At 64.6% G+C, this 14,995-nt stretch carries 13 protein-coding genes; 9 read left to right on the top strand and 4 right to left on the bottom strand.

All coding sequences use genetic code 11. From position 1 onward, the window contains the following. Positions 1–11 precede the first annotated feature (11 nt). From A7W11_RS02255 to A7W11_RS02220, 7 genes are all read left to right on the top strand, one after another. Positions 12–932 (top strand): ABC transporter permease, encoded by a 921-nt coding sequence (locus A7W11_RS02255; RefSeq protein ID WP_066407224.1) that lies wholly within the window; start codon positions 12–14, stop codon positions 930–932. Positions 933–942: 10 nt separating this feature from the next. Then, complete coding sequence (locus A7W11_RS02250; RefSeq protein ID WP_066407222.1) at positions 943–2,685, top strand: dipeptide ABC transporter ATP-binding protein; 1,743 nt, start codon at positions 943–945, stop codon at positions 2,683–2,685. A 241-nt stretch (positions 2,686–2,926) separates the two neighbouring features. Next, the gene (locus A7W11_RS27230; protein WP_082887034.1) at positions 2,927–5,074 is read left to right on the top strand and encodes a KAP family P-loop NTPase fold protein; all 2,148 of its coding nucleotides are present in this window, start codon (positions 2,927–2,929) and stop codon (positions 5,072–5,074) included. Between the two features lie 248 nt (positions 5,075–5,322). Further along, complete coding sequence (locus A7W11_RS02235; protein WP_218188563.1) at positions 5,323–6,876, top strand: DEAD/DEAH box helicase; 1,554 nt, start codon at positions 5,323–5,325, stop codon at positions 6,874–6,876. 34 nt (positions 6,877–6,910) lie between these two features. Continuing rightward, positions 6,911–7,540 carry a LysE family transporter gene (locus A7W11_RS02230; protein ID WP_066407213.1) on the top strand — a complete coding sequence of 210 codons (630 nt, stop codon included), beginning with the start codon at positions 6,911–6,913 and terminating at the stop codon, positions 7,538–7,540. Between the two features lie 46 nt (positions 7,541–7,586). After that, positions 7,587–9,194, top strand: a complete 1,608-nt coding sequence (locus A7W11_RS02225; protein WP_066407206.1) for a peptide chain release factor 3 — start codon at positions 7,587–7,589, stop codon at positions 9,192–9,194. Positions 9,195–9,223: 29 nt separating this feature from the next. Beyond that, positions 9,224–9,958, top strand: a complete 735-nt coding sequence (locus A7W11_RS02220; RefSeq protein WP_066407203.1) for a hypothetical protein — start codon at positions 9,224–9,226, stop codon at positions 9,956–9,958. A 115-nt stretch (positions 9,959–10,073) separates the two neighbouring features. Here A7W11_RS02220 and bfr read toward each other — a convergent pair whose 3' ends face one another. Both bfr and A7W11_RS02210 read right to left on the bottom strand, forming a co-directional pair. Then, positions 10,074–10,550: a bacterioferritin gene (gene bfr / locus A7W11_RS02215; protein WP_066124354.1), complete on the bottom strand. Its 477-nt coding sequence runs from the start codon at positions 10,548–10,550 to the stop codon at positions 10,074–10,076. Between the two features lie 428 nt (positions 10,551–10,978). Then, the gene (locus A7W11_RS02210; protein WP_066407199.1) at positions 10,979–11,896 is read right to left on the bottom strand and encodes a DMT family transporter; all 918 of its coding nucleotides are present in this window, start codon (positions 11,894–11,896) and stop codon (positions 10,979–10,981) included. 128 nt (positions 11,897–12,024) lie between these two features. Between A7W11_RS02210 and A7W11_RS02205 the strand changes: the two genes are divergently transcribed. After that, positions 12,025–12,918, top strand: coding sequence for a LysR family transcriptional regulator (locus A7W11_RS02205; RefSeq protein WP_066407195.1), 894 nt, complete (start codon positions 12,025–12,027; stop codon positions 12,916–12,918). 79 nt (positions 12,919–12,997) lie between these two features. Here A7W11_RS02205 and A7W11_RS02200 read toward each other — a convergent pair whose 3' ends face one another. Further along, entirely contained in the window at positions 12,998–13,276 is a 279-nt protein-coding gene (locus A7W11_RS02200; RefSeq protein ID WP_066407192.1) for a (2Fe-2S)-binding protein, read from the bottom strand. 221 nt (positions 13,277–13,497) lie between these two features. Here A7W11_RS02200 and panS point away from each other — a divergent pair, with 221 nt between their 5' ends. After that, positions 13,498–14,439, top strand: a complete 942-nt coding sequence (panS, locus tag A7W11_RS02195; protein ID WP_066407186.1) for a ketopantoate/pantoate/pantothenate transporter PanS — start codon at positions 13,498–13,500, stop codon at positions 14,437–14,439. Positions 14,440–14,488: 49 nt separating this feature from the next. Here the strand turns inward: panS and A7W11_RS02190 are convergent, their stop codons facing one another. After that, a complete protein-coding gene (locus tag A7W11_RS02190; RefSeq protein WP_173678803.1) occupies positions 14,489–14,893 on the bottom strand; it encodes a VOC family protein in 405 nt (134 codons plus the stop codon). Positions 14,894–14,995: the final 102 nt, after the last annotated feature.

Here is a 14,995-nt window from a genome sequence, read left to right as displayed (position 1 = left end):
AAAGGACGCGCATGAGCCTCACCCTGCTGTTCTCCCGCGCCGCCGACAGTGACCTCTGGTACAGCTTCCGGCGCTCGCCCGGCGCGATCATCTCGGCCGTGGTCACGTTGATCATCGTGGCCGGCGCCGTGCTGGCGCCCTTCGTGGCGCCGCACAATCCGTTCGACCTGGCCTCGCTGAGCATCATGGATGCGAACACGCCGCCGTCATGGAGCCCCGAGGGCAATGCCGCGTTCCTGCTGGGCACCGACGACCAGGGCCGCGACGTGTTGTCGGCCATCCTGTACGGCGCGCGCGTCTCGCTGACGGTGGGCGTGGCCTCGGTGCTGTTCGCCATGGTGCTGGGCGTGTCGCTGGGCCTGATCAGCGGCTATGCGGGCGGACGCGTGGACAGCCTCATCATGCGTATCGCCGACGTGCAGTTGTCGTTTCCGGCCATCCTGATCGCACTGCTGATCGACGGCGTGGCCCGCGGCCTGCTGCCGCGCGACATGCACGACCAACTGGCGATGTACGTGCTGATCTTCGCCATCGGCATCTCGGGCTGGGTGCAGTACGCGCGCACGGTGCGCGGCTCCACGCTGGTCGAGCGCAACAAGGAATACGTACAGGCCGCCAGGCTGATCGGCATCGGCCCCATCACCATCCTGCGCCGCCACATCCTGCCCAACGTGATGGGGCCGGTGCTGGTGATTGCCACCATCCACCTGGCCGTGGCCATCATCACCGAGGCCACGCTGTCGTTCCTGGGCGTCGGCGTGCCGCCCACCGCGCCCTCGCTGGGCACGCTGATTCGCATCGGCAACAGCTACCTGTTCTCGGGCATGTGGTGGATCTCGATCTTTCCCGGCGTGGCGCTGGTGGCCCTGGTGCTGTCGGTGAACCTGCTGGGCGACTGGCTGCGCGACGCGCTCAACCCCAAGCTGCGCTGAGGACGACGCCATGGCCCTGCTAGACATCGACGCCATCCGCATCGAATTTCCCAGCCGCCGCGGCAACCACGTGGCGGTGGACGGCATCTCGCTGTCGCTGGAACCCGGAGAAATCCTCGGCGTGGTCGGCGAATCCGGCGCGGGCAAATCCACCATCGGCAACGCCGTCATCGGCCTGCTGGAGGCGCCCGGCAGGCTGACCGGCGGGCAGGTGCGCCTGGAAGGCCAGCGCATCGACGCGCTGCCGGCGCCCGAACAGCGCAAGGTGCGTGGCCGCCGCATCGGCATGATCTTCCAGGATCCGCTGACCTCGCTCGATCCCTTGCAGACCGTGGAAAGCCAACTGGTCGAGACCATGCAGGTGCACCTGGGCGTATCGCCGGCCGATGGCCGCCGCCGCGCCGTCGCGCTGTTGCAGCAGGTAGGCATCGACCAGCCCGAACTACGCGTGAAACAGTACCCGCACCAGTTCTCGGGCGGCATGCGGCAACGCGTGGTGATCGCGCTGGCGCTGTGCTGCGAGCCCGACGTCATCATCGCCGACGAGCCCACCACCGCGCTGGACGTGTCCATCCAGGCGCAGATCCTCGACCTGCTGCGCAAGCTGTGCAAAGAGCAGCAGGTGGGCATGATCCTCATCACGCACGACATGGGCGTGATCGCGGACGTGACCGACCGCGTCGCGGTGCTGTACCGCGGCCGCCTGGTCGAACAGGGCCCCACCGCCAAGATCCTGGGCGATCCCGACCATCCCTACACGCGCAGCCTGATCTCTGCCGTGCCCCGGCCCGACGTGAAGCTGCGGCGCTTTCCGCTGGTGACCTACATCGAGGACGTGCGCACGCCCGCCGCCCCGCTGGACATCGCCACGCACTGGCTGGGCCAGCGCCGCGAGTTCGGCGGCACGCAGGACGGCGCGCCGCTGGTGCAGGTCCAGGACCTGGGCATGCGCTTCGTATTGCGCAACGCCTTTCTGAAACGCAACCGCCGCACCCTGGATGCGGTCAAACAGGTGGACCTGTCCATCGCCGAGGGAGAAGTCTTCGGCCTGGTCGGCGAATCGGGCTCGGGCAAATCGACGGTGGCGCGGTTGATCTCGGGGCTGTACACCCCCAGCAGCGGCTCGGTCACCTTCGCCGGCACCAATCTGACGGCCTTGCGCGGCGAGCGGGCGCTGACCCCGTTTCGCCGGCAGATCCAGATGGTGTTCCAGGATCCGTATTCGTCGGTGAATCCGCGCATGCGCGTGCTGGACATCGTGGCCGAGCCCATCCGCTTCCACAAACTGGCCGACAGCGAAGCCCAGGCGCGCCGTATCGTCGCCGACCTGCTGGACGTGGTCGGGCTGGGCGCACAGGCCGCGCAGCGCTATCCCCACGAGTTCTCCGGCGGCCAGCGCCAACGCATCTGCATCGCCCGCGCGCTGGCCACCCGGCCGCGCTTCCTGATCTGCGACGAACCGACCTCCGCACTGGACGTATCCATCCAGGCGCAAATCCTGAATCTCTTGAAGGATCTTCAAGAACAGTTGCGCCTGACCATGCTGTTCATCAGCCACGACCTGCCCGTGATCCGCCAGATGTGCGACCGGGTGGGCGTGATGCGGCATGGACAGTTGCTGGAAGTGGCCGACACCGAAACGCTGTTCCGCACCCCGCAGCACGAATATTCCAGGCATCTGCTGGGCTTGATGCCGAAGTTGCAGGTGATGTCGCGGGACGGATTGGAGATCGAGGCAAAGAGTGTGGATTGATCGCTTTGTCGGGCTGGGCTCGTTAGCGGTGAAAACAGCTTCCTTCACATAGATGCCCAACGGGCTCTGCACTGATTCCACATCACAAAACCCACAACGGTCCCAATACATTCGACTTAGATTAGAAATAATCGAATGATAAAAAAATAGCCCGGCTATGAAGTCGTTATATCTGTAATGAGATCCATCGGATGCATACGCAGACGTGACATGCGCTAAGCGCGATCCTGAGGCTACTACTATGTATGACGATAGCGCGTACCCCGGCAAGCCCGAATTGCTTGCGGACAAACCCTCTGCTGAAGGCGATCAATACGGCCGAACGGACTTTGCACACCAGATCGGCAATCTGTTGAAAGTTCGCCCCGGTGGTCCGGGTATCGTCGTGGGGATCGAGGGACCCTGGGGGTCTGGAAAATCATCGATCATCGAAATGATCAAACAAAATCTCGATAGTTCGCCCGAGTCCGGACCGATCATCGTCCAATTCAGCCCATGGATGCTCTCCGGATCCGAAGCGCTGGTGGAAGCCCTGCTGACGGAGTTGGCTGCAGGTATCAATGAAGGCAGTGGTGAAGCCGCCACTGGGAAGGCGCTAACTGTCTCCAAACGCATTCTGGGCTATGTCGGCCTGCTCCGACACCTGAAGTATTTGAAGCATGTTCCAGGAGTAAGCCTGGTCGGCGTATCAGCGGAAGCCATCGGCAACGCGATGACAGTGGCTGGTTCTATCGCCGAAAGCATCGGCAACGGCGTAGACCAGGCCAATAAGATCGTCACCGATGTCGAAAGCGCGCTGACGGTTCAGAATACCCTGCACCGCCGCAAACGCGATGTCGAAAATGCACTGATTGACTTGGATCGAAGCATCCTCGTGGTCGTCGACGACGTAGACCGCTTGACTCCGGCAGAGACCATAGAGGTATTCCGTACGATCAAGGCAGTGGCTGATTTTCCTGGGGTTGCCTACTTGGTTACCTATGATCGAGAGGTTGTCAGCGATAGTCTGGGAAGCGGCAACCACGCTAGCGGGGAGGCCTATCTGGACAAGATCGTCCAGGTCGCCTATCCCTTGGCACCAGCATTTCCGTGGCAACTGCGCAGTCATCTCAAGGCCACATTGGACGACCGGCTGGATCGTAGCGGACGCACACTGGAGTCCTACGAAGAGCGGCTCATGCCCGAAGCGATCAAAATCGCATGTTCACTTTGTCGGCATCCCCGTGACATCGTTCGCTTAGCCAATCGGTTGACGCTGAGCCTCGTCTCGACCAGACACCATGCGAATGCAGCAGACGTCCTTGTAGCCGAGGCCGTGTTTCAACGTTTTCCAAGGATACGAGATGCATTGGGCAAGAGCCCGCAGCATTTCGTCCAAGAGCGTTTCACCGTCAAGAACAAACTTTCTGACCTGAGATTCGTCGAAGAATATACACAGAGCTCCATAAACTGGGAATCCTATCTTCCGAAAGATGCAGCACAGGCCGCTGTTTGCAACGCCGCATTGGATTTTCTGTTCTCTGCCCCATTAAAGGACCAGCGCTCTTCCGTCAGCGATCTCCGAATCTGTGAGCCATGGACCCTAATTCGGTTTCTAGTACACGCCTCTCTCGATGGGTTACCCAATGCAGACCATATCTATGAATGGCTGATCGCTCCCGCTAGAGCGGAGATCGGCAGAAGAATCCGTGAATCCGGTGTGCGAGAGGGGCAATGGCTGATTCAAGCCTCGATGACATTCGTGGAATCAAGAAAAGACGTTGATCATGCAGGACTGTTTCAGGAGCTACTACACGCTTACGATTACGCCAAGCTTGAGGACGACGATTGGACACAGAATCTTGACGGACTGGGGGAACTAGCAGCGAAATGCGTTCGTCTCTGCGGCGCAGATAAGCTAGAGTTACTTCTCGGCTTCGTTCACTCTACGCCACTAGCCTATGGACAGGCACTGTTGACGAACCTGAAGGACATGGAGGGCGCGGCTGGTCGTGCGACGGGCTTCGATCCCGAAGAGTTTTCGCAATGCATAGAAGTCTGGCTAGCACGCGCCGAGCAAGCCTTTCAAGCAGGGACAGTCGTTCGGGAAAAACACCTGAGATCTGTACTGAAGGGCATGGGAAAGTTGGCCGATGATCGAGATGTCCGGGGATACCGTGCACTCATGGCACTTTGCCGCAGACCCGAGGGCTTGGCCTATGTCATGCAATACGAGAAAGATCAGCTTCCCTCGCGCCATATCTACGGCTTTCTGGGAAATGGTGAAGAGCTCGCATCGCTTATCCGGAGATCTCCGGAGCATTCCTCGTACCAATGGTTCCTAGAAAAAATGCAGCACGAAGATATCGCACTCATACTCAGGGCCTTCAATCACCAGCCTGAGGATTGAACCCTCACGTGACGTAGAGCATAAGTCTCAACCACGCGGTGATCTTCACCGCCCAGGTTTTCAGTAAGATCAGCTACAATGCGCCGCGTGCTATCCCAATCAGCACGCCGCCGCAGGCGCAATCTCGCCGCCTGTGCCGGGGCTCCCGCCGCCTCATAACCCCGACGGGTCCGGCCCCCTTTCTCCTCATTTGCATGCCTGGATTGGTGTCGCTCCCCCTGAGCGACAGGCTTGCCGCTGGAGTTGTCTTGACTACCACTGTTTCCTTCGCCGACCTCGGACTGGTCGATTCGCTGTTGCGCGCGATCGCCGAGACCGGCTACACCGCGCCCACCCCCATTCAGGCACAGGCCATTCCGCAGGTGCTCAAGGGTGGCGACCTGCTGGCCGCCGCGCAGACCGGCACGGGCAAGACCGCCGGCTTCACGCTGCCCATCCTGCAGCGCTTGTCGCAGACCAAGCCCGCGCTGAAAAAGCCCGGCCGTCCGCGCTGCCTGATCCTGACCCCCACCCGCGAGCTGACCGCCCAGGTCGCCGAATCGGTGCAGACCTACGGCAAGTACACCGGCCTGTCGGCCATGGTGATGTTCGGCGGCGTCAACATCAACCCGCAGATCAGCGCGCTGAAGAAGCCGCTGGACATCCTGGTGGCCACGCCCGGCCGCCTGCTGGACCACGCCGGCCAACGCACGATCGACCTGTCGGGCGTCGAGATCCTGGTGCTGGACGAAGCCGACCGCATGCTGGACATGGGCTTCATCCGCGACATCCGCAAAGTGCTTGCCCTGCTGCCCAAGCAACGCCAGAACCTGCTGTTCTCGGCCACGTTCTCCGACGAGATCCGTACGCTGGCGCGCGGCGTGCTGCACGATCCGGGCGAAGTCTCGGTCACGCCGCGCAACACCGCCACCGAGCTGGTCACGCAGACCGTGCACACCGTGGCCCAGTCGCACAAGCGCGACCTGGTCAGCCACTTGATCCAGGAAAACGGCTGGCACCAGGTGCTGGTGTTCACGCGCACCAAGCACGGCGCCAACCGCCTGGCCGAAAAGCTGGTGAAGGACGGTCTGTCGGCCGCCGCGATCCACGGCAACAAGAGCCAATCGGCCCGTACCCGCGCGCTGTCGGGCTTCAAGGACGGCAGCGTCGCCGTGCTGGTGGCCACCGACATCGCCGCCCGCGGCCTGGACATCGACCAGTTGCCGCTGGTGATCAACTTCGAACTGCCGAACGTCCCTGAAGATTACGTGCACCGCATCGGCCGTACCGGCCGCGCGGGCGCCACCGGCTCGGCGATCTCGCTGGTCGACGACAGCGAAATCAAGCTGCTCAAGGCCATCGAACGCCTGATCAGCAAGACCATCGAGCGCAAGCCCGTGGCCGGCTGGGTGCCGCCCGCGCGCAGCGCCGCCGATGAGCCCGAAGACGACCGTGACGACGACGACCGCCCGCGCGGCGGCGGCCGCCGCCAGGGCCAGGGCGCCGGCAATCGGGGCGGCAACGGCGGCGGACGCGGCAGCCAGGGCAACGGCGCTCGCGCCAGCCAAGGCAATGGCGGCCGTCCGGCCCAGGGCAATGCCGGCGGCCGCGGCCAGGGCAGCGGCAATGGCCGCCCGCAGCAGCCGGCCCGCGCCGCGCAGCCGCGTAGCGGCGACCGCCAGGCCTCCGGCGAACGCCGCGAGGGCGGCCACAGGGATGCCGGCCGTTCCCAGGGCTCGCCGCGTCCCGAGGGCGGCGCCCCGCGCAACGGCGGTGCCCGCCAGGGCGGCAACCCGCGTGCGGGCGTGCTGCTGGGCAAGTAAACTCGCCGATCCTCCACGCCACGCATCCTGGATCATGCCGCTGTCGACCTGGTTGACCTTCTTCGTTGCCTCCTGGGCCATTTCCTTCTCGCCCGGCGCCGGGGCCATCTCGGCCATGTCGTCGGGGCTGAAGTACGGCTTCGCGCGCGGCTACTGGAACACGGCCGGCCTGATCCTGGGCATCCTGATCCAGTTCATGATCGTGGCGGTGGGGCTGGGCGCGTTGCTGGCCACGTCCGAAACCGCCTTCGCGGTGGTGAAGTACCTGGGCGTGGCCTACCTGATCTACCTGGGCATCCGCCAGATCCGCACCGACGCCGCCCCCGTGGCGGTCGACGGCGGCGATCCCGGCCAGTCCTCGATCCGCGACCTGATCGTGCGCGGCATGCTCATCAACATCACCAACCCCAAGGGCACGGTGTTCCTGATGGCCGTGGTGCCGCAGTTCGTCGATCCCGCGCTGTCGCTGACGCCGCAGTACCTGGCGATCGCCGGCACGCTGGCCTTCACCGACCTGGTGGCCATGGGCGTCTACACGCTGCTGGCCGCCAAGGTGCTGCGCCTGCTGCGCAGCGCCAGCCACATCCGCCTGATGAACCGGGTGTTCGGCTCGCTGTTCATCCTGGCCGGCGTCGTGCTGGCCACGTTCCGCCGCCATACGTAAGCGCGCCGGGCCGCCCCCAGGACGCCGCTTGTAAAATCCCCGCATCATGACCATCACCCAAGAAGTCGCGCGGCGACGCACGTTCGCCATCATTTCCCACCCGGACGCGGGCAAGACCACGCTGACCGAGAAGCTGCTGCTGTTCGCAGGCGCCATCCAGATCGCCGGCAGCGTGAAGGCCCGCAAGGCCTCGCGCCACGCCTCGTCCGACTGGATGGAAATCGAAAAGCAGCGCGGCATCTCGGTGGCCTCGTCCGTGATGCAGATGGAATACCGCGACTGCGTCATCAACCTGCTGGACACCCCGGGCCACCAGGACTTCTCCGAAGACACCTACCGCGTGCTGACCGCCGTGGATGCGGCGCTGATGGTGATCGACGCCGCCAACGGTGTCGAACCGCAGACCATCCGCCTGCTGCAGGTCTGCCGTGCGCGCAACACGCCGATCATCACGTTCATCAACAAGATGGACCGTGAAGTCCGCGAGCCGCTGGAACTGCTGTCCGAGATCGAATCGCACATCGGCATGGACGCCGTGCCGTTCTCGTGGCCGGTCGGCATGGGCAAGGCCTTCGGCGGCGTGTTCGACATCCGCCGCGACCGCATGCGCCTGTTCCGTCCGGGCCAGGAACGCCGTTCGGACGACGACGACATCATCCAGGGCCTGAAGAATCCCGAGATCGCCCAGCGCTTCGGCGCCGCCTTCGAGCAGGCCAGCGGCGAGATCGACCTGATCACCGAGGCGTCGCCCGCCTTCGACCGCGACGCCTTCCTGGCGGGCAAGCAGACGCCCGTGTTCTTCGGCTCGGCCATCAACAACTTCGGCGTGCAGGAAGTGCTGGACGCCCTGGTCGAACAAGCCCCGCCGCCGGGCGCCCGCATCGCGCTGGAACGCACCGTGCAGCCCGAAGAGCCCAAGTTCACGGGCGTGGTCTTCAAGGTGCAGGCCAACATGGACCCGGCGCACCGCGACCGCGTGGCGTTCGTGCGCGTCAGCTCGGGCCGCTTCGAGCGCGGCATGCGCCTGAAGGTGGCGCGCAACAACAAGGAAATGCGGCCCAACAACGTGGTGTCGTTCCTGTCCCAGCGCCGCGAGCTGCTGGACGAGGCCTATGCCGGGGACGTCATCGGCATCCCCAACCACGGCGTGCTGCAATTAGGGGACGTATTGACCGAAGGCGAGTCGCTGCGCTTCACCGGCCTGCCGTTCTTCGCCCCCGAACTCTTCCAGGCGGTCGAGGTCAAAGATCCACTGCGCACCAAGCAATTGCGCATCGGCCTGACCCAATTGGGCGAAGAGGGCGCCATCCAGGTGTTCCGCCCCGAGGCGGCCGGTGGCGCGTTGCTGCTGGGCGCGGTCGGCCAGCTGCAGTTCGAAGTGGTGGCCCACCGCTTGAAGGCGGAGTACGGCGTGGACGCCCGGATGATGCCCTCGCGCTATAACATGGCGCGCTGGATCACCTCGGACGACCCCAAGGCGTTGCGCAAGTTCATGGATGCCAATGCCGCCCATATCGCCTATGATGTCGTCGATGCGGTGGCCTTCCTGAGCGGTTCCGCGGCCCAGCTGCGGGTAGCCGAAGAGCTGTATCCAAACGTTAAATTTCACGCCATGCGCGAGCATGGCGGCAAGGTCTTCGCAGACAAGGTATAGCCTGCCCAGGCAGGCGGTAGAGGGTATCAATGTCGTGGCGTGTATTGTTCGCGGTGCTTCTGCTGGCGGTCGGCGCGGCCGCCTTCGGGGGCATCCAACTGGGTGACTGGCTGGTGGCGCATGCTCCGCAGGCCACGCCCGCTCCCGGGCAGGAAGAAACCGAAGCCTCCCAGCAACCCGTGCTGGATGCCAATGGCCGCCCCTACGTGGCGCAGCCTCCGCAACCGCGCGTGGACGGATCCCTGGGCGTTCCCGACAAGCCCGCGGGCGCCGAGTGGGCCATTCCCACCGTTTCGCTGTTCGACACCGTCACCGACCCGTCGGTGCAGATCTCGCGCACCAACGTCTCGCAGGAGGAAGCCCGCCAGTTGGCCGCCAACTCCGACGTGCCGCTGCCCACCGGCGGCTCCGACATCACCACGCTGGATCTGCAATCGCTGGGCAGCCAGGGCGCTGGCATACAGCCCACCGCGCAGCAGCCGCAACAACCGAACGTCGCCCCGATCCGTCCCGCCCCCGGCGTCTCCATCAACCAGCAGGCCATGGGCCAGCCGTCGCAGCCGATGGCCATGGGACAACCGGCGCAACCGGCCGCGCCGCAGAACAATCCGGGCAACTGGCAGGAATCCCTGCGCCACGAACTGGCCCAGTGTTCGAACCAGGGCTTCTTCGAGCGCCCCACCTGCTCCTGGAACGCCCGCAACAAGTACTGTGCGCCCAACCGCGCATGGGGCGCCATTCCCGAGTGCCCGCAACGCCCGTAGGCGGCGCGATGCCTCCCGGACCACGCCTTGCGCGGTCCAGCAAAAAGGGCGCGGAGACATCTCCGCGCCCTTTTTGCTGGCCGCGCGATATGCCGCGGCCTGGAAAGCCGGCGATTTAGCTGGCCACTTCCATCTGGCTTTGCAGGTAGTTCTGCAGGCCGACCTGATCGATCAGGCCGATCTGGGTTTCCAGGTAGTCGATGTGCTCTTCGGTGTCGTCCAGGATGTCCTGGAACAGATCGCGCGACACGTAGTCGCGCACCGATTCACAGTAGGCGATGGCGTCCTTTACCGTGGCCTGGGCCGCCGTTTCCAGCTTCAGGTCACAGGCCAGCAATTCGGGCACGTCTTCGCCGATCAGCAGCTTGTGCAGGTCTTGCAGGTTGGGCAGGCCGTCGAGCATGAAGATGCGTTCGATCAGGCGGTCGGCGTGCTTCATCTCGCCGATGGACTCTTCGTACTCATGCTTGCCGAGCTTGTTCAGGCCCCAGTGGTTCAGCATGCGCGCATGCAGGAAGTACTGGTTGATGGCAGTCAGTTCGTTGGTGAGCTGCTTGTTCAGGAACTGGATGACTGTCTTATCGCCTTTCATGATGAACTCCTTGTATTCATGCGCATGCCCATGGACACGACGCCGACGTCATGCGAATGGACGAAGGCTAACACTGCGCAAAGGGCCGCGACTACCCTTTGCCTGCATTTGGTAAACGGCTTTGCGAGTGCAATACGGAAACGTGAACCGAATGAGAATGAGTATGCGTGCGCGACAGCCCGCATCCACGGACACGGCTGCATGCGGGCTGGCGAAGCATGCACGCCTTGATTCCGCCCGGCCTGTCCAGTCATATCCACCCGGATAGGCTGCGCCGGCCACCCGATAACGCGCGTGACATGGCCGTGACTGCCATGTTGGCGTTCGGCAACAAACAGGGAACATGTCGATCGACTTCACGCCGGCAGGGGCGAAGGGCAATCTGATGAGACATCAGACGGCCCCTGCGATGCGGCCAGTTCCGGCGATCAGGCCCGGCGCGTCGCCAACCAGATACCGAACGCGATCGGCACGATGCCAGCCATGTCGAGCCACGACACCGGCTCGCCCAGCACGGCCCAGCCGAACAGCAGGCCCAGCGGCGGCATCAGGAAATGCAGCGCGCTGGCCGAGGTGGCGCTGTTGCGGCTGAGAATCGTGAACCACAAGGCGTAGCTGCCCATCGACACGGGCACGATGGTGTAGGCCATGCTCCAGAACAGGCTGGACGTCAGGTGCACCTGGTCGAGCGACTCGTAGTGCAACGCGAACGGCAGCAACACGAGCGACGCGGCCAACGACTGCACCGCCGTCGCGCTCCACAGGCTGGCGCGCGGCTTCAGGCGCTTGTACGCCAGCGTGCCCGCCACCAGGCCCAGCAAGCCCATCACCACGTGCAGCGTGCCTTGCAGGTCTTCGTGCATGCCGACCAGGCGTGAGCGCAGCACCAGCATCACGCCCAGCAAGCCCAGGCACAGGCCCAGCAGCTTGCGCCAGCCGAGCTTCTCGCCCAGCACCGGCCCGGCCAGCAGGCCGATCAGCAGGGGATTGGTGCTGATCAACACCGCGGTGAAGGCGGACGACACCGTCGCCATGCCGCTCCAGCTGAACCCCAGGTAGAAGGCATTGTTCAGCACGCCCAACCCCGCCAGGCACAGCAATTCGGCATAGGGAATCCGGCGCAGGCCGCCCGTGATGGCGGACATGCCCAGCATCAGTACGCCCGCGATCAGGAAGCGCACGGTCAGCAGCGTCAGCGGCGGACAGTCATGCAGGGCGATCTTGGCGGACGCGAAGGCCGAACTCCAGAGCAGGCAGAACAACGCGATGGAACCCCATGGCGTGGGTCGTTCTGCGGACGATGCGGCAACGGCGGCGGATACGGGCAGCGCAACGGTGAATTTCATGGGGGACGAGTCGAAAGAAAGGGCCGGCCCGACCGCGACCGTCAGAGGGATTCTGCGCCGCCCACCATCCATTGACAAATTCTTTATTCAGATCAAAAGTATTTGAAAAACCACTGGACAGGATCATCATGGACCTCGACCTGCTGCATAGTTTCGTCTCCGTCGTGGACGCTGGCGGCTTCACGCGGGCCGGCGAACGCGTGCACCGCACGCAGTCCACCGTCAGCCAGCAGATCCGCAAGCTCGAGGCTGCCCTGGGCTGCGACCTGTTCGTGCGCGAGGGCCGCCAGGTGCGCCTGACCGAAGACGGCGAACGCCTGCTGGGCTACGCGCGCCGCATGCTGGCGTTGTCCACCGAAATCCGCGAGGCGGTCAGGGGAACGCGCGGCGTGGAGATGGTGCGGGTCGGCGTACCGGACGATTTCGCGGTGGAACGCATGACGGCGCTGGTGGCGGACTTCGCACGCGCCCATCCCGCCGTGCGCGTGACCATGCGCTGCGATCTCAGCGCCATGCTGTCGCGAAGCCTGGAACGCGGGGAACTGGATCTGGCGCTGTTCAAGCGCGAACCCGGCGCGGGCGATTGCGTGGCGGCCTGGCCCGAACGCCTGACATGGCTCGGCTGCCGCGACTGGCCGATGCGGGAATTGCCCGATCCGGTACCGCTGGTCGCGTTTCCGCAGGGCTGCCTGTACCGCAACCGTGCCATTCACGCCCTGGAAAGCGCGGGCCGGCGTTGGCGCATCGCCTACGAAAGCCCGCACATGGGCGGCATTCAGGCGGCGCTGGAAGGCGGCCTGGGCATCGCGCTGATGGACCGGCGCTGTCTGACGCCGGCCATGCGGACCTGCGACGGCCTGCTGCCTCGCGCCGCGCCCAGCGAACTGGCGCTATGCATGAGCCCCGCGGCGTCCGGCAGCGCGCGCAGCCTGGCCCGGCAGATGCAGGGCTTCTGCGACGAGGTCGTGTCGTTGACGCGCGCGGCGGACGCAACGATGCCCAGCCCGGCCATGACGGACTGAATTCGACAGGAAAGGGAAAAGGAGGCCGCTTGAACGAGAGGTTGCGCGGCGATACGGCCCGACCCGGGCCAGGGGACGATCAGGCGGCCTGGGTGACGGCGCCGATGTTGGCGGCCGGCTGGTCGTTCTCGACCCGGACCGTGGGCATGCTCACCGGAACCGGCATGGCAATCGTACGCACGTCGCAGACGGTGGAGCAGCGCCCCCCCGGCAGGTACGCGAGCGCGGTCTCGGCGCAGCAACCGCAGCACGAGGCAACGCCCAGTTCGAATTGCAGATCGCCAAGCGACGTGGCACCCGCGTCGACACAGGCGCGGACTTGACGTTCGGTGACAGCGTTACAAACACAAATATACATGAGAATAATTATCGTCCTTTATTCTAGGGTGCGCAAGCGTTGCGCAATGACAGAGTGGCAAAACGCCAACTCGACCGCAGATCGCCCCGCCCGGGCCGGGCTTCACGCCCCTCATGCTAAAAAGGCGGGCCTGCATCACCGCAAGCCGTTTTCCCGGAAACCGCCTTCTCAAAACCGCCCCGTCCGGGCCTGGCCCGCGACGCGTCACACGCTGCACCTTCATGTCGTTCATCACCCGTCTATTCCCTCTTTGGGCGCTGCTCATCTCGGCCGTCGCCTATTTTTCGCCAACCACTTTCCGCCCCCTGCTTGCCTATGTGCAGTACCTGCTGATGCTGGTGATGCTGGGCATGGGCGCCACGCTGACGTTCGCCGACTTCCGGCGCGTGGCGAAGCAGCCCGCTCCCGTGGTCGCCGGCATCGTGATCCATTACCTGGTGATGCCGCTGGCCGCCTTCCTGCTGGCGAAGCTGCTGGACATGCCGCCCGAACTGACGGTCGGCATGATCCTGGTGGGCAGCGTGGCCAGCGGCACCAGCTCGACGGTGATGGTGTACCTGGCGGGCGGCGACGTCGCGCTGTCGGTCACCATCGGCGCCTTGTCCACGCTGGTGGGCGTGATCGCCACGCCGCTACTGACGCTGCTGTACGTGGACGCGGCCATCCCCGTCGATACCCTGGGCCTGCTGATCGATATCCTGAAGATCGTCGTGCTGCCGGTCGCGGTGGGACTGCTGCTGAACCACTTCGCGCGTCCCGTGGTGCGCGCGATCGAAGGGGTCCTGCCGCTGGTCTCGGTGCTGGCCATCCTGGCCATCCTGACCGCCGTGGTGGCCGCCAGCCAGGCCAGCATCGCCAGCGTCGGCCCCATCGTGCTGCTGGGCGTGATGCTGCACAACGCCCTGGGCCTGCTGGGCGGCTACTGGGGCGGCCGCCTGCTGCGCTTCGACGAATCGGTGTGCCGCACGCTGGCCCTGGAAGTCGGCATGCAGAACTCCGGCCTGGCCGCGGCGCTGGCGTACAAGTATTTCTCGGCGCTGGCCGCGCTGCCCGGCGCCATTTTCTCGGTGTGGCACAACATCTCGGGTTCGCTGATCGCCTCCTTCTGGGCCAGCCGGCCGCCGAAGGACGGCGTCAGGCACCAGGAAAAGCCGCGCCACTGAGGGCCAGGGCAATGGGGCATACGTGGCAAGCCCGTATGCCGCGCGGGGCTCAGTTGTCGAAGGTCCCGCGATACTCGGCCGCCACGTCGGCGCGTGTGTTGAACTCGAACATCACGCCGCCGGGCGCGCGGCAGAAGAAGCGCGAACCGCGGCCATTGTTGAAGACGTCGGACACCATCTCGACGCCTTCGGCCTTGAAGCGTGCATACAGCGTCTGCACCGCTTCGGCGTCGGGCAGCTCGAAGCCCCCATGGAAATTCGTGGGCCAGGCGGGCGTGGCCTCGACGTGCTCGATCACGACGTCAAAGCCGGGCCGCTTCAGGATGTAGGACTTGTCCCACGTCCCGTCGACGGTGAAACCCAGGTAATTCTCGAAGAACCGCGCCGTGGCGGTTGCGTCGGACGAAGGAAAGCTCAGGTGATTGAGCTTCATGGCGGTAGTCAGTCCGGTCATCATAGCCTCGCTATAAGGGGTCGGGCATGGCGTCCTGCCATGCGCTGCGATGACGTCAGAATATAAGCAAAAGCTCACATTGAACTACTCGCATCCGGCTGT

Origin of the sequence: Bordetella ansorpii, assembly GCF_900078315.1 — a bacterium.
GTDB classification, from domain to species: Bacteria; Pseudomonadota; Gammaproteobacteria; order Burkholderiales; family Burkholderiaceae_B; genus Bordetella; species Bordetella ansorpii.
Note: the sequence above shows the minus strand (reverse complement) of the source record. Positions and strands in the feature narration are given on the sequence as shown.